We start from the raw sequence: 20,906 nt of genomic DNA on the forward strand, positions 1-20,906 counted from the left end.
TTTTTGGGTCGTGCAGCGAAGTGCGCCGGAACCCTACGGCACCCGGGCTCAGTAGTAGAAGCGCTCTTCGGTGATCTTGCCGTTCTTGACCGTGTACAGGCCAACCTCGTCCATGGTGACCCGTTCGCCGGTGGCCTTGGGCGTTATGTCGAACTTGAAGCGCACCGCGAACTGGTCGCCGTTGACATAGGGGCCTTCGACAGAGCCGCCATGGACTTCGTGGTTCGCTTGCCACCATTCGCCCTTTTGCCTGAGAGCTTCCTTGCCACGGGCAATGGCCATCGGGCCCTCCATCGCTTCGAGGCTGACGATATCATCGGCATTGTACTTTTCACCAGCACCCAGGTGATCCCCCTGCTGGAGCATTTCGGTGAAATCCTTGGCAACATCCGCGATGGTCATGTGTGTTCCTCCTGTTCAGACTGGTTTGAAGTAGGGAAGCGCTTGCCGGCCCGCCACCTTTACCCGCACGACAGCTGACAAGGTGTGTCAGGACGATGATACAGCGCGGCTGTGTGACGACGATTGCGGCGGCGTCGGACAGCGACTTCGGTTGCAGACAAAAGCCAATTCCGCAATGCTGGGTGCATGTGCAACCTCTACAACATCACGACGACGCAAGAGGCGGTCCGCCAATGGACCCGCACATTGCGCGATATCAGCGGCAACCTCGAACCTTCGCTTGATGTCTATCCCAATCAACCTGGGCTTGTCGTTCGCAACAGGGCGGATGGGGAGCGTGAACTGGCGAAACTGCTTTGGGGTTTGCCAACGCCGCCCGAGCGCATGAAAGGTAAGGCCGACTACGGCACCACCAACGTTCGCAATCCGCAATATTCGCACTGGCAGCAATATGTGGGCGTCGAGCACAGATGTGTCGTGCCGGTGACCAGCTTTGCCGAGCCCAGCCCTGCGGCGAACGATAAAGACCCGGAAACAGGAATCCAGCGAAATTACTGGTTTGCCCGTGGCGAGAGCCGGCCGTTGTTCTTCTTCGCTGGTTTCTGGACGTCTTGGCAGGGCGTGCGAAAGGTCAAGGACGGTCCCGGCGACTTCGAGCTATACGCCTTCATGACCACCAAGCCTAATGCTCTCATTGCGCCGATCCATGAGAAGGCTATGCCCGTGATCCTCACCACGCCGGAGGAAACCGAGGCTTGGCTGACGGCGCCATGGTCGGAAGCACGGCATTTGCAGCGGACGGCGCCCAACGACGCGTTGGTGATCGTTGAGAAGCCAGCCACACAGATCAAGTTCCCACCACGGGCCCCGGCCCAAGGGTCTCTGTTTTAGCCCGAAATCGGCTCTCCTCAATCGTCGTCTCGCCAGATTACCCGGCGAACCATGCGGATTTCGACAAGACGTCTGACGCGAATTTTAAGGCGTTCAGCAGCGCTTGGCAGAATGATGCCTGCATCGAGCTCACGACCTTTGCAGCGCTCGCACCGCATGTGCCGCTCCACATCCCAAAAGGGGATATCACCAACCAGCTTTGCGAGATCGCCAGGCAGATAGTGTCGAGTGATGTTGCAGTTCCGACATCGAACACGAATTAGCTGCCCGACTTCATGCGCCAAGCAGAGGGTTTGCACATTTCGGCGCGGTCGGGTGCTTAGTTCGGGCATCCCGCAAAGTAGGAATATGTTCCTTTGCGAGTCAATTCACACTTAATTCCACCTTGGCGATCTTCACAGCAGGTTAAATCCAACCGTCGATGAAGGGATTGGGTTGGATCAGCTCGGCAGCATAGGGCAGTTGGCACCACGGCGCAGGCTGATATGCGCCACGTCGCCGACGCTGAATTGAAAGCCCTCGGCCTGGCGCGGCGCATCGATCACCACCGGCAGCCCCTGCCCGAGTTCGGCATGCAGGCGCAGCGTGCGGCCGTGGAAGACGATGGAGTTGACGCGCGCCGGCGTGGTGCCGGCGGCGGCGTCGGTGGTGGCCAGCAGATCCTCCGGACGGACGCCGATGGTGTGCGTCGCACCTTCGCCGGGCGTGTCGCCGGTTTCGGATGTTGCTTCCAGCGAAAGCCCGCCAGCGGCGAAGCGCAGGCGGTCGCCGTCGCGGCCGATGAAGCGCGATTGCAAGAGGTTCATGGTGCCGATGAAGCTTGCGACGAATTTCGTCGCCGGCCGGTCGTAGAGCGTGGCCGGCGGCGCGATCTGCTCGATGCGGCCCTTGTTCATGACGACGATGCGGTCGGAGATCGACAGCGCTTCGGTCTGGTCGTGGGTGACCATGACGAAGGTGGTGCCGAGCCGCGACTGCAGCCGCTTCAGTTCAACCTGCATCTGTTCGCGCAGATGCGCATCGAGCGCCGACAGCGGTTCATCGAGCAACAGAACGCGCGGCTCGCAGACTATGGCTCGGGCGAGCGCGACGCGCTGGCGCTGGCCACCCGACAGTTCGGAAACGCGGGCGCCGAGCTTGTCGGCGAGGCCGACCATGTCGAGGGCTTCGCGGACGCGCTTTGCCTGCTCGGCGCCGGACAGTTTGCGCAGCGACAGGCCGAAGCCGACATTCTCGGCGACGTTCATATGCGGGAACAGCGCATAATCCTGGAACACGGTGTTGACGGGACGGTCGAACGGCCTGAGCGCGGTGATGTCGCGACCATCGAGCAGCACCTTGCCGCTCGACGGGCTCTCGAAACCGGCAATGACGCGCAGGCTGGTGGTCTTGCCGCAGCCCGAGGGCCCGAGCAGGGTGATGAACTCGCCGCTGATAATGTCGAGATCGACGGCGTCGAGCCCGACAATGCCGCCGGGGAAAACCTTCGAGACCGTGTCCAGGCGTACCAGCGCATCAGGCGCCATCGCGAACCTCGGACGGCTTGGTGGTGTTGACCCAGAGGATCTGGCAAGGCTCGGTGCCGGGATTGCGGAAGGCGTGCAGAAGCGTGCTCTTGAAGGCAAAGGAGTCGCCGCTCTTCAGCACGTATTTTGTCGAGTCCACCACCAGTTCGACCTCGCCCGACAGGACATAGCCGAACTCGTGACCGATATGCGCATAGGCTTCCGCCGTGCCGCCATCGGCTTCCACGGTCACCAAGAGGCCGGTCAGCGCCGCGCCCGGCGGCGACAGCAGCGCCTTGGCGATGCCTTCCGACTTGACCGGGAGCTGCCGCCTTTTGTCGGCGCGCACGCAATAGAGATCGTTGGCGGCTTCGTTGCCGTCGGTGATCAGCGCCGAAGGCTCGATGTCGAGCGCGGCCGCAAGCGGCCAGATCACCTTGACGCGCAGCGAAGACAGGCCGCGCTCGATCTGGCTCAGCGCACCAATGGAGACGCCGGCTTTTGCTGCCAGCTCGGCCAACGACAAATTGCGCTCCAGCCGCAGCGCCCGCACGCGCCGGCCGACGCGAATGTCGGCGTCGGCCTTTGGTTTCGCTTCAAGCATGTCCATCAGTTGGTCCTTGTTGCAGTCTTGGCGCGGCGGCAAGACCCGCGGCTTCAGGAGATTAGTCACAATTACCTGCCGTCGGCGCTGCCCCTCATTGTCCTGCCGGACATTTCTCCCCGTATAGTGACGGGGAGAAAGCGGCTGGTCGCAAACTCGGCGCCATTTCTGCAACGTTTGCGATTTGCGAAATCGCTGGTGACAGCGCCCCTCTCCCCGTCACTATACGGGGAGAGGATGCCGGCAGGCAGGTGAGGGGCAGCGCAACCGTCGGCGATGGATCCCTCACCCGCCCGCCTTCACTTTCTCGAACATCTTCGCCACATCGTCGTTCTGCTTCATCGGGCCGGTGAAGATGGTGGTCTTCAGCATCACCTCCGGGTCCGCCGGCAATTGCAGCTTGTCCAGTTCGTCCTTCGCCACGCCGGCGAAGGCGGTGCTCAGCGAGCTGCCATAGCCGTAGGCCTGGATCAGGTACTTACCCGAGTCGGCGTCGAGCCGGCTGTTGATGAAGTCATAGGCGAGGTCGACGTTTTTCGCGTCCTTGAGCATGACGAAGCCGCAGGCCCAGGTCAGCATGCCCTCCTTCGGCTTCATGAACTCGACCGGCACGCCCTGCTTCTTCAGCGAGGTTGCCGACGCGTTCCAGGTCATGGCGGCGACCAGCTGGCCGCTGGCCAGCGCCTGTTCGACCGAGGTCATGTCGGTGGTGTAGTTGGAGAGCAGCGGACGCTGCTCGCGCAATTTTTCCGCCACCTTGTCCATCTGCTCCGGCGTCATATCGAAGGGGTTTACGCCGGCCAGAAGTGCTGCAACGATCGGCGTGTCATGCACGGCATCGATGGTCGCCATGCGGCCGGCATATTGCTTGTCCCACAGAAGGTTCCAGCTCGCTTCCGGGTTCTTCACCAGATCGGTGCGGTAGAGGATCGAGGTGTTGCCCCAATCCCACGGCACCATCCAGACCTTGCCGCCGCCGGCCTGGATGTCGGGCAGGTTCTTGAACACCGGGAAGATCGAATCCCAGTTCTTGATGCGCTTGGTATCGATCGGCTGCAGCAGGCCTTCCTTGTTCCAGCGCGCCACCTTGTCGTAGCAGGGATGGGCGATATCGGGGCGGAAGCCGGCCTTGACCTTGGTGAAGGCATCGTCGTCGTCGCCGAAGATCGAGGCCTCGACGCCATCGGGATGGGCCGTCAGGAAGCTCTTGTTGAAGTCTGGCAGTTCATAGCCGGACCAGGTGAAATATTGCAGCTTGTCGGCGGCGAAGGCGACAGTCGACGACAGGACGATTGCAAGCGCGGCAAGCCCGGTGCGGGCTGTCTTTGCACTGATCGATTTCGGGCCAGTGATCGATTTCAGCCCAGTAATTGATTTCGGGTCGAATGCCATTTCGGTTCTCCTCTTTTGTTATGGTTCAGGCTGGACTGGTGGGCGCCGTCCGACGGGCTGTGCTCAGCCCGCGATGGCGCAGGATTTCGGCGATGCCGGCGATGATGACGGACACAGCAAGGATAGCTGTCCCCAGCGCCATCACGGTCGGCAGCGAGCGAGGAAAACGCAGTTGGCTCCAGATGTAGAGCGGCAGCGTCGGCTCGGTGCCGGCGAGGAAGAAGACGACGATGAACTCGTCGAAGGAAATCAGAAAGGCCAGCATGAAGGCCGAGACGATGGCCGGCAGCGAGAGCGGCAACATCACCCGCCGGAAGGTCGTCCAGTCGGAAGCGCCGAGATCGAGTGCGGCCTCGCGAATGGTTTTCGGAATTGCGGCAAACCGGCTGCGCATGATCACCACGGTGGTCGGCAGCGCCACCAGTATGTGGCCGAGAACGATGGCGATGCGCGACGGGCCGAGGCCGATGAGATTGACGAGGATCAGCAACGATATGCCGACGATGACGCCGGGGATCAGGATCGGCAGCCTGGAGATGGCGCTGATGGTGGCGGCGAGCGGCGAACGACCATAGAGGTCCATATAGGAGACGGTGATGCCGCAGAGCGTGGCGCCGGCGGCGGCCACGACGCCAATGACGAGACTGTTCAAAAGCGCGCCGGACAGCGCCGGATTGCCATAGAGCGTGGCATACCATTCGAGCGTGAAGCCCTGCAGCGGAAACGCGGCCTGGATGGAGTTGTTGAAGGAAAACAGCGGGATCAACAGCACCGGCAGATAGAGGAAGACGAGATAGGCAAGCACATAGACGCCGAGCCAGCCGCGGCCATCATCTCTCCGCGCCGCGCTCATGTGCGGCTGCCGAATTTGCGGTCGGCGCCGCATGCGACCAGCACCACGCAGAGGATGACCAGCATCACGCAGACTGAAAGTGCCGCCCCGAACGGCCAGTCATTGGCCTTGCCGAACTGCGACTGGATCAATGTGCCGATCATGGTGCTGGCGGGACCGCCGACCATGGCCGGGGTGACATAGTCGCCGACCGTCGGCACAAAGACGACGAGGGCGGCCGCCAGAACGCCCGGCATCGAATTGGGCAAGACGACGCGGCGAAACGCCGTGAACGGTCTGGCGCCGAGATCGGAGGCGGCTTCGAGCAGTGATTTCGGGATGGTGTCCAGCGCCACATAGATCGGCAGGATGGCGAAGGGCGCATAGGCATGCGCCAGCGTGATGACCACCGCCGCCGGCGTGTTGAGGAAGGCCAGCGTCGGTTCCGACCAGATGCCGCTTTCGATCAGCGCCGAGTTCAGCACGCCATTGTAGGCGAGCACGATCTTCCAGGCGAAGACGCGCAGGAGATAGCTGGTCCAGAACGGCAGGGTCACCAGAAACAAAAGCAGGCTGCGGCGGCGGCCGGCATGGAAGGCGAGATAGTAAGCGACGGGATAGGCGGTGACGACGGTCGCCAGCGTCACCAGGCCGGCGATCACCAGCGAGCGCAGCGTCACTGTCCAGTAGAGCGGATCGGAGACCACGGTGATGAAGTTGCCTGCCGTAAAGCCGGCGCCGAGCAGCGAACCGTCATTGCCGCGAAGTGAGAGGAACAGCACGAGGCCGAGGGCGAACAGGATCAGGAGGACGGTGACCAGCCCGCCCGGCAGCAACATGGCGAAGCGGAAGCCCCGGGCGGAGCCTGCTGGCGCTTCAGACGCAACGACGGTCGACATCGGGCTACTCGACAGAAATATGAAATCGACTTAACTTTTTTCATATTTGTGAAACTGTCAAGTTGAATCAACGCTCGAACGCGTCCAGCATCCGGTACCAGGCAATGGTCGCGGCAACGCCGACCTGGCGGAAGGCGTGGAACGGGATCGGCCGGACCGGCGACAGCGGGAACGGCAATTGATTGACATCGCCGCCCGCGAGGTAGCCCGCCATGCGTTTTCCCAGCGCGGTCATCAGGCCGACGCCCCTGCCCTGGCAACCAACTACGGCGAGCAGGCCCTTTTCCGGCTCATGGATGTGCGGCAGGTGATCCGGCGTCATCGCCACACGACCGAACCAGCGTTTCTCGATCGAGATATGGGCCAAGGCCGGATAGAGCCGCACCAGCGCGCGCTGCAGATGCGCCCAGTCGGCCTCGCTCCTCGGCCGCGCCATGCGGCCGCGGCCGCCAAGCACCAGATGGCCGTCGGTTGTTTTGCGGTAGTAGACGAGAATGCGCCTGGAGTCGGACACCGCCTGCCCTTCCGGCAGGATCGTCGCCGCAAGGTTGGATGACAGCGGCGCGGTGGCGACCTGGAAGGAATGCAGCGGCACGATCGTTTCGGCGAGGCCCGGAAGCAGTCCATCGGTATAGGCGTTCGTCGCCAGGACAACCGCTTTCGCCCGCACCTCGGCGCCGTTTTCGGTTGAAACACGCCAAAGGCCGGCCTCCTTGCGGAGTTTCACCACCTTCTGCCGCTCGGCAATGCTGGCGCCGGCGGCGGCAGCGATGCGCGCCAGTTCCACTGTATAGGCGAGCGGATCGATGATGCCGGCGCGGCGGTCGAGCCAGCCGCCGAGATAGCCTTGCGCGCCGGTCATATCGGCGATCTCGCTTTCATTCAGAAGCCGGACATGGGCGCCACGCGCCCGCCATTGACGATCCCTGTTCGCCGCCGCTTTCAATGCGGTTTCGGTATGCGCGGCCTGGATCCAGCCATTGCGCGTGAACGGCACCGCCAGCTTTTCGTCTTGGATGAGATCGAACACCGTATCCGCCGTCGAGGCGGCGAAATCGACCAGCGCTTGGCCACGCTCGAGGCCGAAATGCTCGAGCAGCCATTCGGGATCATATTTCAGGCCGGGAATGACCTGGCCGCCATTGAGGCCCGAGGCGCCCTGGCCGATCTCGCCAGCCTCCAGCACCTGTACACCGAGACCGAGCCGGGCTGCGTGCAAGGCGGTCGACAGGCCCATGAAGCCGCCGCCGACGATGGCAACGTCGACCGGCGCCGGGACGAGCGACTGGAAGGCGGATGCGGTCTGCGGCTTCTGCCAGATCGGAACGGAAAACGGTGCGGGCAAGGCTTCACCTGGAGTATGCGGAAAATGAAAATTCTAGTTCCAGTTTCATTTTTTTGAAAGAGCGGGCCTCATGTCAGAACTGACAATTGCCTGCGCCACGGGATAGACCTTTGGCGTGAATCCGGTGAAAGTGCAGCGGCCCAGCTGCCATCTCGATCATCAAAGGACCGTAAGCCATGACGAACCCAACGCAGCTTCCCGCCGATGGGCTCTTCATCGGCCGAGCCAGGGCAAGCGATGCCTCGCATCCGCTGGTGGTCACCGTGCGCGACGGCATCGTTTTCGACGTCACCTCGACCACCGCACCCACAGTGCGCGACATCTGCGAGATGGCCGATCCGGCCGGACACGTGCGCTCTGCCAAGGGCGAACCGATCGGCTCGCTCGACGCGATCGCCGCCAACAGTTTTCAGGCCACCCGCGACCCGGCAAAACCCTATCTGGTCTCGCCTGTCGACCTGCAGGCGGTGAAGGCGTCGGGCGTGACCTTCGTGGTCAGCCTGCTCGAACGCGTCATCGAGGAGCAGGCGCGCGGTTCGGCGGAAAAGGCCGACGCCATCCGCGCCGACATTGCCGGGCTGATCGGCCACGATCTGTCCAAGCTGAAGCCCGGCTCGCCTGAGGCGATGGAGATCAAGGCCAAGCTCATCCAGCGCGGCGCCTGGTCGCAATATCTGGAAGTCGGCATCGGCCCCGACGCCGAGATCTTTACCAAATGCCAGCCGATGGCGTCCGTCGGCTTCGGCGCCGATGTCGGGCTGCATCCGGTGTCGACCTGGAACAACCCCGAGCCGGAGATCGCCATGATCGCCGCCAGCACCGGCAAGATCGTCGGCGCCACCATCGGCAACGACGTCAATCTGCGCGACGTCGAGGGACGCTCGGCGCTGCTGCTCGGCAAGGCCAAGGACAACAATGCCTCGGCCTCGCTTGGGCCCTTCATCCGGTTGTTCGACGCAAGCTTTTCCATCGACGATGTCAAGCGCGCCACTGTGCGGCTGAAGGTCGAGGGCGAGGACGGGTTTTCGCTGGAGGGCGCGAGCTCGATGGCCGAGATCAGCCGTTCGCCCGAAGAACTGGTCGCGGCCGCCATGGGGCCGCACCACCAGTATCCCGACGGCTTGGCGCTTTATCTCGGCACCATGTTCGTGCCGTCGAAGGATCGCGGCGAGAAGGGCAAGGGATTCACCCACAAGGTCGGTGACATCGTCACCATCTCGTCGGAGAAATTCGGCGCGCTGGTCAACCGGGTGCTTCTGTCGCCCGATTGCCCGCACTGGACCTACGGCGCCAGCCATCTCATGCGGGACCTAGCCAAGGCCGACCTGATCTGATTTCGGAGCAGCGGGACGAACGGCTAGCCGGTAAACGTTCCTGTCCGGGATTCGTAAGCCGTTTGTTAGCGGAATCCGGGTGACTGTATCGGAAATTCGCTCCAGGATCGGGGCGCGGTCTGTGGGGGCCGAATCGCATGCTCGGTTTGCCGATGATATCGGTGCGCAATCTCGCCATGCGTTATGGCGGCGTTTTCGCGCTAAGGGATATGAACCTGTCTGTCGGACAGGGGACGATCCATGCTGTCGTCGGTGAAAGCGGCGCCGGCAAGTCGACGCTGGTGAAGGTGCTTGCCGGCGTGCTCCGGTCCAACAGCGGCACCATCCGTGTCGGCGACCAGATAGTCACCGTCGACAGCCCGATCGCTGCACGCAAGCACAGCTTCGGCGTCGTCCACCAGGGGCTCAGTCTGTTTGCCGACCGCTCGGTGCTGGCCAATCTGTTCGTCAATCGCGAGCCGTTGCGCAATGGCTTCGTCTCCAGGCGCGAAATGGAGGCACGCAGCCGCACCTTGCTTCGGCAACTCAAGCTCGACGTCGATGTCCACGCTCCTGTGGGACAACTCGGCATGGGCGAACGGCATTATGTCGAACTCGGCCGCGCAATTCTGGAAGGCCCGAGGCTGCTGATCCTCGATGAACCGAATTCTGCGCTCGACCGGCGCCAGACCGAGCACCTGTTCACCGTACTAAGTGACCTCAAGGCCAAGGGCACGAGCGTGCTCTATGTCTCGCACCGGCTGGAGGACGTGTTTGCGATCGCAGACCAGGTCACCGTGATGCGCAACGGCCGTGACGTGCTGACAAGTGAGCGCTCGGCGTTGAGCGAAGCCGATGTGATCGACGCCATGATCGGCCAGCAGCGCGGCAGCCTGTTCCCGCCTGCACTGCCGGCCAATGCCAGCACGATAAGGCCGCGGATCACGGTGGAGGGTCTGAGCGGCGGCCGGATTTCCGGCGTCAGCTTCACCGCCCGCTCCGGCGAGATCCTCGGCTTGGCCGGGCTTGAGGGGTCGGGCGTTGAAGACCTGTTCGAGATGCTGTTTGGCCTGCGCGAGGCGCAAAGCGGCAGGGTGCGGCTCCCCGACGGCTACGGCTTGCCTGGAAATCCGACCGAAGCGGCGCGGCGCGGCATCGGCCTGGTGCCGGCCAACCGCCTGTGCAACGGCCTGATGCCCGACCGGTCGCTGGCCTTCAACATAGGCAACATCGCTACCGGCGCCCGCAACTGGGGGTCTCGCCGCTACTCGCCCAAGGCCGCGATCGCCGCCGCCGCAAGGCAGATCGATGCGCTGCGCATCAAGGGCCTGCCGGACGCGCCGGTGAATTCGCTGCTGGCCGGCGATCAGCAGAAGATCGTAATCGCCAAATGGCTGGAGACGGCGCCGCAAGTGCTGCTCCTAGACAATCCGGCTGGCGGTATCGAGGCGGCTGCCAAGCGCAAGATCTATGCGCTGATCCGGCAGATGGCGGCCAATGGCTGTATCGTTTTGCTGCGTTCGGTCGAGCCGTCCGAACTGACCAACCTCAGCAACCGCGTCCTTGTCTTCCACCGCGGCCGGGTCGCCGGCGAGCTGTCCGGCGCCGAGATGAAGCGAAGGACAGTGCTGCAACTGACCACCACCGGCGAGATGCCGGAGGCGGAGCGGCCGAAAAAGAAACTCGTGGGAGCCATGGCATGACACGATTGGATCCCATGCTACAGCTTGCCGGTTCGGCTGCCCACCCGAAGCGCAGCCTTCACCTGCCCGTCGAACTCAGGCCGCTCATCGGGCTCGTTGTCCTTGTGGCGATTACAGGCTTTGCCCGGCCGGATTTCCTCGACGAGGCCAATGTGCTGTCGTTGCTGGAAACCGCTGCGTATCCCGGCATGCTGGCGATCGGCATGGTGTTCGTGCTCGCACTCCGCGAGATCGACCTTTCCGTCGGCTGGATATTCCATCTCGCGGCCCTTCTCACCGCATTCCTTCTGGCCGCCGGCATCGACCCGTGGCTTGCCGCCCTTTCCGGCGTGCTGCTCGGCGCCGGGCTCGGCCTCGTCAACGGCCTGCTGGTGGTGGCGCTGCGACTGCCGGCCATCGTCGTTACGCTGGGCACCTTTGCAATGTTCCGGGGCCTGGCGGCGGTGGCCGTCAAGATGCAAGCGACAGCTCCGGCCAGCCCAGGCGGCGACTTCTTTGAGATCGTTCACGGCAAGCTGTTCGGCCTTGTGCCGACGGCTGTCTTTGTCTTCGTCACAATGGCGGTGGTGATGCACCTCGTGCTTCACCGCAGCCGCTTCGGCTACCGGATCCAGGCCGTCGGCAGCAATCCGCAGGCGGCGCTCTATGCCGGCATCCCGACCGGTGCTGTGCGGCTGCAGACGCTGGTGCTGATGGGCATCGTCTCGGGGCTGGCGGGCGCGCTGTGGCTTGGCTCTCCCGTTACCGACGTCGACCAAGGCGGCGGTTTCGTGCTGATGGCGATTGCCGCGGCGATCATCGGCGGCACCTCGCTTTCCGGCGGGCGCGGCACCGTCTTCGGTGCGGTGATCGGCATGCTGATCGTCCAGGTCATCTTGAGCGGCGTGACCCTGTTCGGCATCGACGCCGCATGGAGCCCCTTCGTGATCGGCGCGGTGATGGTGCTGGCGCTCGCGCTCGACCGGCTGGCCAAGGTGCTGCGCAACCGCCAGGCCGAGCGCTTTCAGGAAAATCCGCGCGCCTGAGTTTAAGCCCCGCCTGCTTGCCGGGAAATATCTCTATCTCTTGGTTGACGCAATTCCGGACGGAAAACCGTTTCACACTTTTCCTGGAATCGCCCTCTAACTGATGCGATCTGATGGGATCGATGATGGCGCGTTGCATCGCGCCACCATCCATTGGGCGGATGGAGGCTTGCCATCGGCCGCAAAAGAAGATGCTCTGCGCATCCGGGTCGGCGCTGGCAGGAGGAGAGGATCAAGGGCATGGCCCGGATCATCGCCGGACGTGGAGGTCGTTTTTCAACATGGGAGGAAAGCAAATGCTGACGAGGCTACGATTACTCGTGCTTGGCTTGATTGTGGCGCTGGCCGTTCCGGCGGCGGCACAGGCCAAGACGTTCTACTGGATTTCGCATGGCGGCCCGGCCGACCCGGTCTGGACCTACTTCCTGGCCGGCGCCAAGCAATGGGCGAAGGACACCGGCAACACCGTCAACACCTCGTTCCACAATGGCGACGTTGCCTCGCAGCAGGAGGCCGTGCGCGCCGCGATCTCGGCAAAGGCCGACGGCATCGTCACCACCAGCCCCGATCCGGGCAGCCTGATCGAAATCGCCAAGGAAGCCAACACGGCCAAGATCCCGATCATCAACTTCAACACGCCCGATCCCAAGGCAAGCTTCGACGCCTATGTCGGCGGCGACAACGTCACCTTCGGCAAGCACTGGGCGCAATATCTGGTCGACAAGGGCCTGGTGAAGAAGGGCGACTTCGTCTGGATGCCGGTCGAAATCCCCGGCGCCACCTACGGCGTCCAGGAAGAGGAAGGCATCAAGAGCGTCTTCGAACCGCTGGGGATCACCTATGAGATCACCGAAGCGACCCTCGACCAGGCCGAAGCCATCAACCGCATGGTCGACTATCTCACCGCCAACAAGGCCAAGGTCAAGGCAATCATCGGCCTCGGCGATCTGGTCACCGGCTCGATCAAGCGGGTGTTCGACCAGGCCGGCATCAAGCCGGGCGAAATCCCGGTCGTCGGCTGGGGCAACTCGCTCGACACCACCCAGGAAGTGCTGACCGGCTACGTCAATGCCGGCCAGTGGCAGGACCCGCAGGCGACCAGCTACGTCGCGCTGTCGCTGGCCAACATGGCGGCGTCAGGCATTCCTCCGGGCTTCAACGTCATCACCGGCGCGCTCTATGAAAAGGACACCGCGCAGGTCTACGACGACATCCTGTCCGGCAAATAACCCAGACCTTCAACAGTCGCGGCCGCAGCCGCGGTCGCGACTGTCTTTTCGCCGAGCCCTTCGCGTTGCGCGCTGGGCTCAGCCTTCCCCTTCCTGTCGCAGGTTATCAGTGGAAAACCGTTCGCTCATCCAACGCCTGATCGCGAGGCCGGAATTCGGGCCCTTCGTTCTGCTCATCGTCGAAATCGCGGTGTTCTGGAGCATCAACCACGATTTCCTGTCGCCGCAGAACATCTCCAACACGCTGGCCTTCACCGTCGAGCTCGGGCTGATCGCGCTGGCGATGACGCTGTTGATGACGTCGGGTGAATTCGATCTGTCGGTCGGCTCGCTGTTCGGCTTTTCGCCGGTGCTGATGTGGACGCTGTTCAACAGCGGCCTGACCTCGCTGGAGGTCGGCTTCCTCGCCGCGCTGCTGATCGCGGCCTTCATCGGCCTGGTCAATGGCTGGTTCGTCACGCAGCTGAAAATCCCATCCTTCCTGGTGACGCTCGGCATGCTGCTGGTGGTGCGCGGCACCGCGCTGTTCGTCACTGACGGCTTTCCGCAGCGGACGTGGAGCGCCGAGGGCAGCTGGCTGGCCGAAGCGCTGGTCGGTGATTTCTTCATCGGCCCGTTCCGCATCTACATGTCGCTCTTCTGGTTCATCGCGGCGGCCATCGCACTGGGCTACGTGCTGACGCAAAGCCGGACCGGCAACTGGATCCAGGCAGCCGGCGGCAATCCAGGCGCCGCAAGGGCGCGCGGCGTCAACGTCAGCGGCGTCAAGATCGGCCTGTTCGTGCTGTCGTCGGTGATGGCTTCGCTTGCCGGCGTCATCTCGTCGCTGCGCACGTCGGCCGCCAACCCCAACAGCGGCACCGGCTACGAGCTCGAAGTCATCGCCATGGTGGTGATCGGCGGCACGGCGCTGACCGGTGGGCGCGGCACCATCATCGGCACCGTGCTCGGCATCCTCATCCTGCGCGTCATGCGCAACGGCATCGTGCTGATCGGCGTGCCCGGGCTGGCCTACAACATCTTCATCGGCGCCATCATCCTCGGCATGATGGCGCTGCACTCATGGCTGGAACGCCGGCATCAGGCAGGGACCTAGAACCATGGCTGAACCGCTCATCCGCATGTCCAACATCAAAAAGTCCTACGGGCGCGTGCAGGCGCTCGAAGACGCCAATTTTCATGTCAACGAAAGGGAGATCGTCGGCCTGCTCGGCGACAATGGCGCCGGCAAATCGACGCTGATCAAGGTGTTGTCGGGGGCGGTGCCGCTGACCAGCGGCGACATTTTCATCCGCGGCAAGAAGGTCAATCTGCGCAGCACCAGCGACGCCATCGCGCACGGCATCGAGACGATCTACCAGGATTCGGCACTGGTGACGCAGCTGTCGATCGCGCGCAACCTGTTCCTCGGCCGCGAGCCGATCAAGCCGCCGCGTTTTTTGAACCGCATGGACCAGGAGGCGATGAACAATGTCGCCCGCGACCTGCTGAAACAGGTCGGCATCTCCAAGAACATCCCGCCGACGACGCCGATCGGCTCCCTGTCCGGCGGCGAGCGGCAGGCCGTCGCCATCGCGCGCGCCATGCACTTCGACAGCGACCTGATCATCCTCGACGAGCCGACCAACAATCTCGGCGTCGCCGAGACGCAAGGCGTGCTGAGCTTCGTGCGCAACGCGCGCGATTCCGGGCATTCCTGCATCTTCATCGCCCACAACATCCACCATGTCTTCCAGGTGGTCGACCGCATCGTCGTCATGCGCCGGGGCAAGGTGGTGGCCGACGACATCGACCCGAAGAAGACCAGCGTGGCCGAGGTCGAACGCATCATCACCGGGATGTCGGACAAGGAGATCCGCGACGCCATCATCGAAGGCGGGCCATCGCACGGCTGAACCGTCTTCGCGCCGTCTGGCACGGAAACGCATCCGCTCTAACTCGTTGTAGAGCATGACCTTTTGACAAAACGGTTCCCTTTTGTCCGAGAAAACCGGTTCCCACTTTTCGGGATCATGCTCTATGACTACAGCCATGAAAGCCACCGTTGCCGACATAGCCAGGAGCTGCGGCCTGTCGACCGCGACCGTCGACCGGGTTCTGAACAACCGGGCCGGCGCGACCGCCGCCAACCGCCAACGGGTGATGGAGGCGGCCAAGCAGCTCGGCTATTTGCCGGTGGTCGATCAGGTGACGCTGCCGTCGCGGCCGGCGCATCTTGAATTCTTCCTGCCGATCGGCGCCAACGGTTTCATGATCGACCTCGCCGGGCACATCGAGGACTATGCGGGGCGCCTGCCGCTGGTCGCCTCGTGCCGGATCCACAATCTCGGCGGCATCTCGCCGGCAGCGCTGCAGGCGGCGGTTGAAAATCTGTCGCTGAAGGCCAATGGCGTCGGCGTCATTGCCGTCGATCATCCGCGAACGCGCAACATATTGCGCGATGTGGTCGAGGCAGGCATCCGCCTTGTCACGCTGGTCTCCGACGTTCCAGCCGCCCCGCGTTCGGCCTATGTCGGCATCGACAACCGGGTTGCCGGACGCACGGCGGCGCTGTTGATGGGGCGCTTCCTCAATGGCCGCCAGGGTCATCTGGCGATGGTCGTCGGCTCGCGTTCCTATCGCGGGCACGAGGAGCGCGAGATGGGCTTTCGGTCGGTGCTGACAGAGGAATTCCCCAATCTCACGGTCTCGAGTGCGGTCGAGATCAATGACGAACCGGAGGGCAGCTACACCGCAACGATGCAGGCGCTGCACAACGAGCCGGAACTGCTCGGCATCTACTGCGTCGGCGCCGGGCGCTCAGGTGTGGCGAGAGCGCTGCTTGAGGCCAAGCCAAAGAAGAAGCCGGTCTTCATCTGCCACGACCTGACCAAGGAAACGCGCGGCTATCTCGTTGACGACCTCGCCGATGTCGTCATCGACCAGAATGCGCGGCTGATCGCGGAGCAATCTGTGATCCGCCTGCTCGGCTCGATCGCGTCCGCCGCGCCCTACCTGACGAAGAAGTTCATCGAGCCACGGCTGATCTTCAAGGAAAACGTGCCGGTGCAGTGATTTCGCGCCGTGGCGGTTTTTCCGATTTGTATGACAAGTCGGGCAGATGCCGCAAATCTGCACAGCAGCCATGCAACTTTCATTGTTGCCGAATCATTGGGCAACCCGTACTCATCTGGGTGTCGGCCATCTACTCCTCCCAGATGCGATGCCGACGCTGAGCGCGGTGCACCTCCTCCCGCATCTCGTTCGAAATCGAGCCCGCTGCCACCTCCTCCCGGCAGCGGGTTTTTTTCATTCCCAAATGAAACTTGGCATATCCAAAGCCCCTCACCCGGATTGCCGCGACCGAGTTGCAAAGAGCAATTCGCTGCAATCCGACCTCTCGCCAAAGCGAAAGGAGATCATCAGCGCCGGCGCCAGCCTCTTCTCCCCTCGGGGAGGAGCTAGCCGCGAAGCGGCCGGATGAGGGGGCCTTGCAAACTCGGTGAGCTGGAATTCAGCGCGCCCTGAAAGAGCTGATCAGGCCTTCAGCCATGCGCACGAACTGCGTGCTGGGGCCCTGGCAGCCCATGGTCTGCACGCTGACGCGCGCCCCTTCGAACAGCAGCGACAGCGTATCGGCCAGAAGCTCGGCCTGACCGATGCCCGCATCCCGGCACAGCGCAACGAGGCGATCGCGCTGAGCGCTCTTGAGCTCCTTGATCACGCTCCTGGCGGGATGGTCCGGCTCGGTCAATTCGGCGGCGGCATTGGCCATGTCGCAGCCGCGACCGTCAGCCGCCAGGCAAGCAGCGGCCATGCGAATCCAGGCATGCAACTGGGCGAGCTTGTCGCCGGGATGCTCAGCCTCGAATTGGTCCCACATCGCGGCGCCTTTAGCCGCCGACGCGCGCAGGCATTGGACGATCAGTTCGTCCTTCGACTCAAAATGACGGTAGAGCGTCATCTTGTTGGTGCCGGCGGCTTCCGTGATGGCGTCGACACCGACGCCCTTGATGCCATGCTTGTGAAACATGTCCTGCGCCGTCTCCAGGATTCGGTCCCGGGGGCGCACGCGATCGGTAATGCCGTCTGCCATCGCAGTCTCCTTGTCTCCCTAAAAATTCGGTTCACCTCTTGACTAGGGTGTTACCGGTCTGTAACTATCCGAATGTTACTTACTGGTAACACCTATGTGGCCTTCCGTCAATAACAAGGCCGTGAACTGGTCCTGCCAGATCACAAAGGGTGAAAATTGCAGGTCATGCGGCTCCGGCCGGTGAAGAGATGAAAACCGGTTCGCGATCGTCCGATGCGAATCGCTGGAATGGAGACGCTCCAATGTCGCAGCGCAAAGATTTGACCATCGATGAAGCCATCCTGGATCCGATGATCCGGCTGGTGATGAAAGCGGACCGCGTCAACCCGCGCGCCTTCGAAGCGATGCTGAGGACCGTGGCCGATGAGCAGGGCCTCAGCGGCGCGGCGCCGTCTTCGTATTTTTTGCAGGACCCGGGTTCGGTGCGCAGCCGGCGGCTGTCCCGGTCTGCCAATTCTTTTAGAGAGGCCGGTTCTTCTAAAGAGGTTTGCGTGTCGTGGTAAACTTTTTCATCCATCGTCCGATCTTCGCCTCGGCCATCGCCATCATCATGGTGCTCGCCGGGACGATTTGTTATTTCCTTTTGCCGGTTTCGCAGTTTCCCGACATCACGCCGCCGCAGGTCGTGGTCAGCGCGCATTATCCGGGCGCCAGCGCGCAAGTGGTCGCCGATACGGTGACGACGCCGCTGGAGCAGCAGATCAACGGCGTCGAAGGCATGACCTACATGTCGTCGTCGAGTTCCAATGACGGCTCCTCGACCATCACCATCACCTTCGATGTCGGCTATTCCTTGAGCACCGCGGCCGTCGACGTCCAGAACCGCGTCTCGCAAGCGGCCTCGTCGCTGCCGGCGATCGTCAACCAGGGTGGCGTGACGATCAAGAAGCAGAACCCGAATTTCGTCCTCATCGTCAACCTGACCTCGCCCGACAGTTCGGTCGATCCGGTGGCGCTGAGCAACCTCGCCTATCTGCAGGTCGTCGATCCGCTGAAGCGGCTGCCTGGCGTCGGCGACGTCCAGATATTCGGCGAGCGCCGCTATTCGATGCGCGTCTGGCTCGACCCGGACAAGCTCGCCAATCTTGGCATCACCGCTGTCGACGTCCAGAACGCCATCTCGGAGCAGAACGTCCAGGTGGCGGCCGGCAAGATCGGCCAGTCGCCGGCGCCCGCCGGCACCGCCTTCGAGATGCAGGTCAACGCCGTCGGCCGCCTGAGCGACCCCAAGGAGTTCGGCGACATCGTCGTGCGCGCCAACACCGGCACCGGCTCGCTGGTGCGACTGCGCGACGTCGCCCGCATCGAGCTCGGCGCGCTGCAATATTCGTCGTCGGCATTCTTTGGCAAGGACCCGACGGTGGTGCTGGCCGTCTACCAGATGCCCGGTTCCAACGCGCTCGATCTGCAGCAGCACGTCAAGGACAAGATGCAGGAACTGTCGGCCCGTTTCCCCAAGGGCGTCAGCTACGCCATGCACTACGACACCACGCGCTTCGTGTCGGCATCGATGCATGACGTGCTGATCACGCTTGGCGAAGCGCTGGTGCTGGTCGTGGCCGTGGTGTTCATCTTCCTGCAGAGTTGGCGCACGACGATCATCCCGACCATCGCCATTCCGGTGTCGCTGGTGGCGACGATGGTCGTCATGGAAATGATGGGCTTCTCGCTCAACATGCTCTCCCTGCTCGGCATGGTGCTGGCCATCGGCCTCGTCGTCGACGACGCCATCGTGGTGGTCGAAAATGTCGAGCGACAATTGGAGGCGGGCCTCAAACCGCTGGCGGCGACCAAGGCCGCGATGGCCGAGGTCACCGGACCGATCATCGCCACCACCGCAGTGCTGATGGCCGTCTTCGTGCCCGTTGCCTTCATTCCCGGCGTCTCCGGCAAGCTCTACAATCAGTTCGCGCTGACGGTGGCGATTTCGGTCGGCATATCCGCCTTCAACTCGCTGACGCTCAGCCCGGCGCTGAGCGCCGCCTTCCTGCGCCATCGCGGCGAGACGCAGTTCGCCCCGTTCCGCTGGTTCAACACGGGCTTCGACAGACTGTCGCATGCCTATGCGCACGGCGTGCGTATCCTCATCCGGCTGCGCTGGATCATGCTCGGCTTGTTCGCGGCCGGCCTGGTGGCCACCTACTTCGTCTGGCAGAAGTTGCCCTCGACCTTCCTTCCGGTCGAGGACCAGGGTTACTTCTTCGTCGTCATCCAGCTGCCTGACGGCGCCTCGCTGGAACGCACCGATGCGGTGGCGCAGAAAGCGCGCGACATATTGCAGGCAACACCCGGCGTCGAGATTGTCGGCTCGATCAGCGGCCTGAACTTCCTGACCAGTGCGGCGCAGTCGAACTCGGCTGTCGAGTTCGCCATCCTGAAGCCGTGGGAAGAGCGCGGCCCCGACCAGAGCGCGTCCAAGCTCGTCTCCGATGTGCGCGGCAAGCTGATGCAGATTCCGGAAGCCTTCGCGCTGTCCTTCGATCCGCCTTCGATCCCGGGTATCGGCACCACGGGCGGCTTCGAATTCGTCGTCGAGGACCTCACCGGGCGAGGCAGTTCAGCCCTCAACGACGCGACGCAAGCCGTGATCGCCGAGGCGCGCAAGCAGCCGGAAATCAACCCGCAGCAGCTGTTCTCGCCGTTCTCGACCTCGACGCCGCAGTTCAACTACGACCTCGACCGCAGCAAGGCCAAACTGCTCGGCCTCAACCTGCCCGACGTCTTCAACACGCTGCAGATCTATCTCGGCTCGCTCTACGTCAACGACTTCAACCTGTTCGGCCGCACCTTCCGGGTGACCATCCAGGCCGACAAGGATGCACGTGCCGACGCAGGCGACCTTTCGCGGCTCTATGTGCGCAACGCCTCCGGCGGCATGGTGCCGCTGAGCACACTGGGCAAACTGGTGCCGTTCGTCGGCCCGGAAACCGTGCCGCACTACAACAACAACGCCTCGGCCACGATCAATGGCGGCGCAGCCCCCGGCTTCTCGTCGGGCCAGGCGGTTGCCGCGATGGAACGGGCCGCCGCCACCGCTTTGCCCAGGGATTTCGGTTTCGAATGGACCGGCATCACCTTCCAGGAGCTCAAGGCAGGATCGATCGCGTCGGTCGTCTTCGGCCTCGCCATCGTCTTCGTCTTCCTGATCCTGGCGATGCAGTATGAGAGCTGGGCGATGCCGTTCATGGTGCTGCTGGCGGTGCCACTGGCCCTGTTCGGCGCCTTCGCAGCCCTGTTCCTGCGCGGCATGCAGATCGACGTCTACTCGCAGATCGGCTTCGTCATGCTGATCGGCCTCGCCGCCAAGAACGCGATCCTGATCGTCGAGTTTGCAAGGCGGCGGCGCGAGGAGGGACTGAGCATTGTCGACGCGGCGATGGAAGCTGCGCGGCTGAGGCTGCGGCCGATCCTGATGACGGCCTTCGCCTTCATTCTCGGCGTGCTGCCGCTGATGTTTGCGACGGGTGCGGGTGCGGCAAGCCGGCAGTCGATCGGCACCACCGTGTTTGGCGGCATGGTCGCGGCGACCATCCTGTCGCTGGTGTTCGTGCCAGTCTTCTACGCGGTCATCGAACAGCTGCGCGAAGGCCGCGTGCGCAGCGAACCGAACGCTGCTCATGACCAGGACAATAATGAACCGACTGCCGAACCAGCGCCGATGCGCCTGGCCGAAGCAGCCGAATAGAATTGG

18 protein-coding genes are annotated in these 20,906 nt (G+C 63.2%); 10 read left to right on the forward strand and 8 right to left on the reverse strand.

Features of this window, described 5'->3' with window-relative positions; translation table 11 throughout:
- Positions 1-48 precede the first annotated feature (48 nt).
- Positions 49-402 (reverse strand): nuclear transport factor 2 family protein, encoded by a 354-nt coding sequence (locus ACYG9Y_RS18855; RefSeq protein ID WP_023668502.1) that lies wholly within the window; start codon positions 400-402, stop codon positions 49-51.
- A 186-nt stretch (positions 403-588) separates the two neighbouring features.
- On the opposite strand from ACYG9Y_RS18855, the gene ACYG9Y_RS18860 reads away from it, so the two are divergent.
- Entirely contained in the window at positions 589-1,293 is a 705-nt protein-coding gene (locus ACYG9Y_RS18860; RefSeq protein WP_023701482.1) for an SOS response-associated peptidase, read from the forward strand.
- A 440-nt stretch (positions 1,294-1,733) separates the two neighbouring features.
- On the opposite strand, the gene ACYG9Y_RS18865 is transcribed toward ACYG9Y_RS18860, so the two are convergent.
- The 6 genes from ACYG9Y_RS18865 to ACYG9Y_RS18890 form a co-directional block, all read right to left on the reverse strand.
- On the reverse strand, positions 1,734-2,819 hold the full coding sequence (locus tag ACYG9Y_RS18865) for an ABC transporter ATP-binding protein (protein ID WP_023735598.1): 1,086 nt from the start codon (positions 2,817-2,819) through the stop codon (positions 1,734-1,736).
- A complete protein-coding gene (locus tag ACYG9Y_RS18870) occupies positions 2,809-3,408 on the reverse strand; it encodes a helix-turn-helix domain-containing protein (protein WP_023684396.1) in 600 nt (199 codons plus the stop codon). The genes ACYG9Y_RS18865 and ACYG9Y_RS18870 overlap by 11 nt, the downstream gene beginning before the upstream one ends.
- A gap of 279 nt (positions 3,409-3,687) precedes the next feature.
- Positions 3,688-4,794: an ABC transporter substrate-binding protein gene (locus ACYG9Y_RS18875; protein WP_023738451.1), complete on the reverse strand. Its 1,107-nt coding sequence runs from the start codon at positions 4,792-4,794 to the stop codon at positions 3,688-3,690.
- 25 nt (positions 4,795-4,819) lie between these two features.
- On the reverse strand, positions 4,820-5,647 hold the full coding sequence (locus tag ACYG9Y_RS18880) for an ABC transporter permease (protein WP_023709184.1): 828 nt from the start codon (positions 5,645-5,647) through the stop codon (positions 4,820-4,822).
- Positions 5,644-6,525, reverse strand: coding sequence for an ABC transporter permease (locus ACYG9Y_RS18885; protein WP_023732142.1), 882 nt, complete (start codon positions 6,523-6,525; stop codon positions 5,644-5,646). The genes ACYG9Y_RS18880 and ACYG9Y_RS18885 overlap by 4 nt, the downstream gene beginning before the upstream one ends.
- A gap of 67 nt (positions 6,526-6,592) precedes the next feature.
- Positions 6,593-7,870 carry an NAD(P)/FAD-dependent oxidoreductase gene (locus ACYG9Y_RS18890; protein ID WP_023738450.1) on the reverse strand — a complete coding sequence of 426 codons (1,278 nt, stop codon included), beginning with the start codon at positions 7,868-7,870 and terminating at the stop codon, positions 6,593-6,595.
- A gap of 176 nt (positions 7,871-8,046) precedes the next feature.
- On the opposite strand from ACYG9Y_RS18890, the gene ACYG9Y_RS18895 reads away from it, so the two are divergent.
- From ACYG9Y_RS18895 to ACYG9Y_RS18925, 7 genes are all read left to right on the forward strand, one after another.
- Positions 8,047-9,204, forward strand: coding sequence for a fumarylacetoacetate hydrolase family protein (locus tag ACYG9Y_RS18895; protein ID WP_023749139.1), 1,158 nt, complete (start codon positions 8,047-8,049; stop codon positions 9,202-9,204).
- Positions 9,205-9,341: 137 nt separating this feature from the next.
- A complete protein-coding gene (locus ACYG9Y_RS18900) occupies positions 9,342-10,886 on the forward strand; it encodes a sugar ABC transporter ATP-binding protein (protein ID WP_050593113.1) in 1,545 nt (514 codons plus the stop codon).
- Positions 10,883-11,911 (forward strand): ABC transporter permease, encoded by a 1,029-nt coding sequence (locus ACYG9Y_RS18905; protein ID WP_196813737.1) that lies wholly within the window; start codon positions 10,883-10,885, stop codon positions 11,909-11,911. The genes ACYG9Y_RS18900 and ACYG9Y_RS18905 overlap by 4 nt, the downstream gene beginning before the upstream one ends.
- 296 nt (positions 11,912-12,207) lie before the next feature.
- Positions 12,208-13,140 (forward strand): substrate-binding domain-containing protein, encoded by a 933-nt coding sequence (locus ACYG9Y_RS18910; RefSeq protein WP_023687083.1) that lies wholly within the window; start codon positions 12,208-12,210, stop codon positions 13,138-13,140.
- A gap of 109 nt (positions 13,141-13,249) precedes the next feature.
- Positions 13,250-14,236, forward strand: coding sequence for an ABC transporter permease (locus tag ACYG9Y_RS18915; protein ID WP_023668514.1), 987 nt, complete (start codon positions 13,250-13,252; stop codon positions 14,234-14,236).
- A 4-nt stretch (positions 14,237-14,240) separates the two neighbouring features.
- Positions 14,241-15,035, forward strand: coding sequence for an ATP-binding cassette domain-containing protein (locus tag ACYG9Y_RS18920; RefSeq protein ID WP_023668515.1), 795 nt, complete (start codon positions 14,241-14,243; stop codon positions 15,033-15,035).
- A 136-nt stretch (positions 15,036-15,171) separates the two neighbouring features.
- Positions 15,172-16,194: a LacI family DNA-binding transcriptional regulator gene (locus tag ACYG9Y_RS18925; RefSeq protein WP_023738448.1), complete on the forward strand. Its 1,023-nt coding sequence runs from the start codon at positions 15,172-15,174 to the stop codon at positions 16,192-16,194.
- A gap of 439 nt (positions 16,195-16,633) precedes the next feature.
- Here the strand turns inward: ACYG9Y_RS18925 and ACYG9Y_RS18930 are convergent, their stop codons facing one another.
- A complete protein-coding gene (locus ACYG9Y_RS18930) occupies positions 16,634-17,215 on the reverse strand; it encodes a TetR/AcrR family transcriptional regulator (RefSeq protein ID WP_023668517.1) in 582 nt (193 codons plus the stop codon).
- A 242-nt stretch (positions 17,216-17,457) separates the two neighbouring features.
- On the opposite strand from ACYG9Y_RS18930, the gene ACYG9Y_RS18935 reads away from it, so the two are divergent.
- Entirely contained in the window at positions 17,458-17,718 is a 261-nt protein-coding gene (locus ACYG9Y_RS18935) for a hypothetical protein (RefSeq protein WP_023738446.1), read from the forward strand.
- The gene (locus ACYG9Y_RS18940) at positions 17,712-20,900 is read left to right on the forward strand and encodes an efflux RND transporter permease subunit (RefSeq protein WP_023735605.1); all 3,189 of its coding nucleotides are present in this window, start codon (positions 17,712-17,714) and stop codon (positions 20,898-20,900) included. The genes ACYG9Y_RS18935 and ACYG9Y_RS18940 overlap by 7 nt, the downstream gene beginning before the upstream one ends.
- The last annotated feature ends 6 nt before the right edge of the window (positions 20,901-20,906 follow it).

The organism is Mesorhizobium sp. W050 (assembly GCF_054719535.1).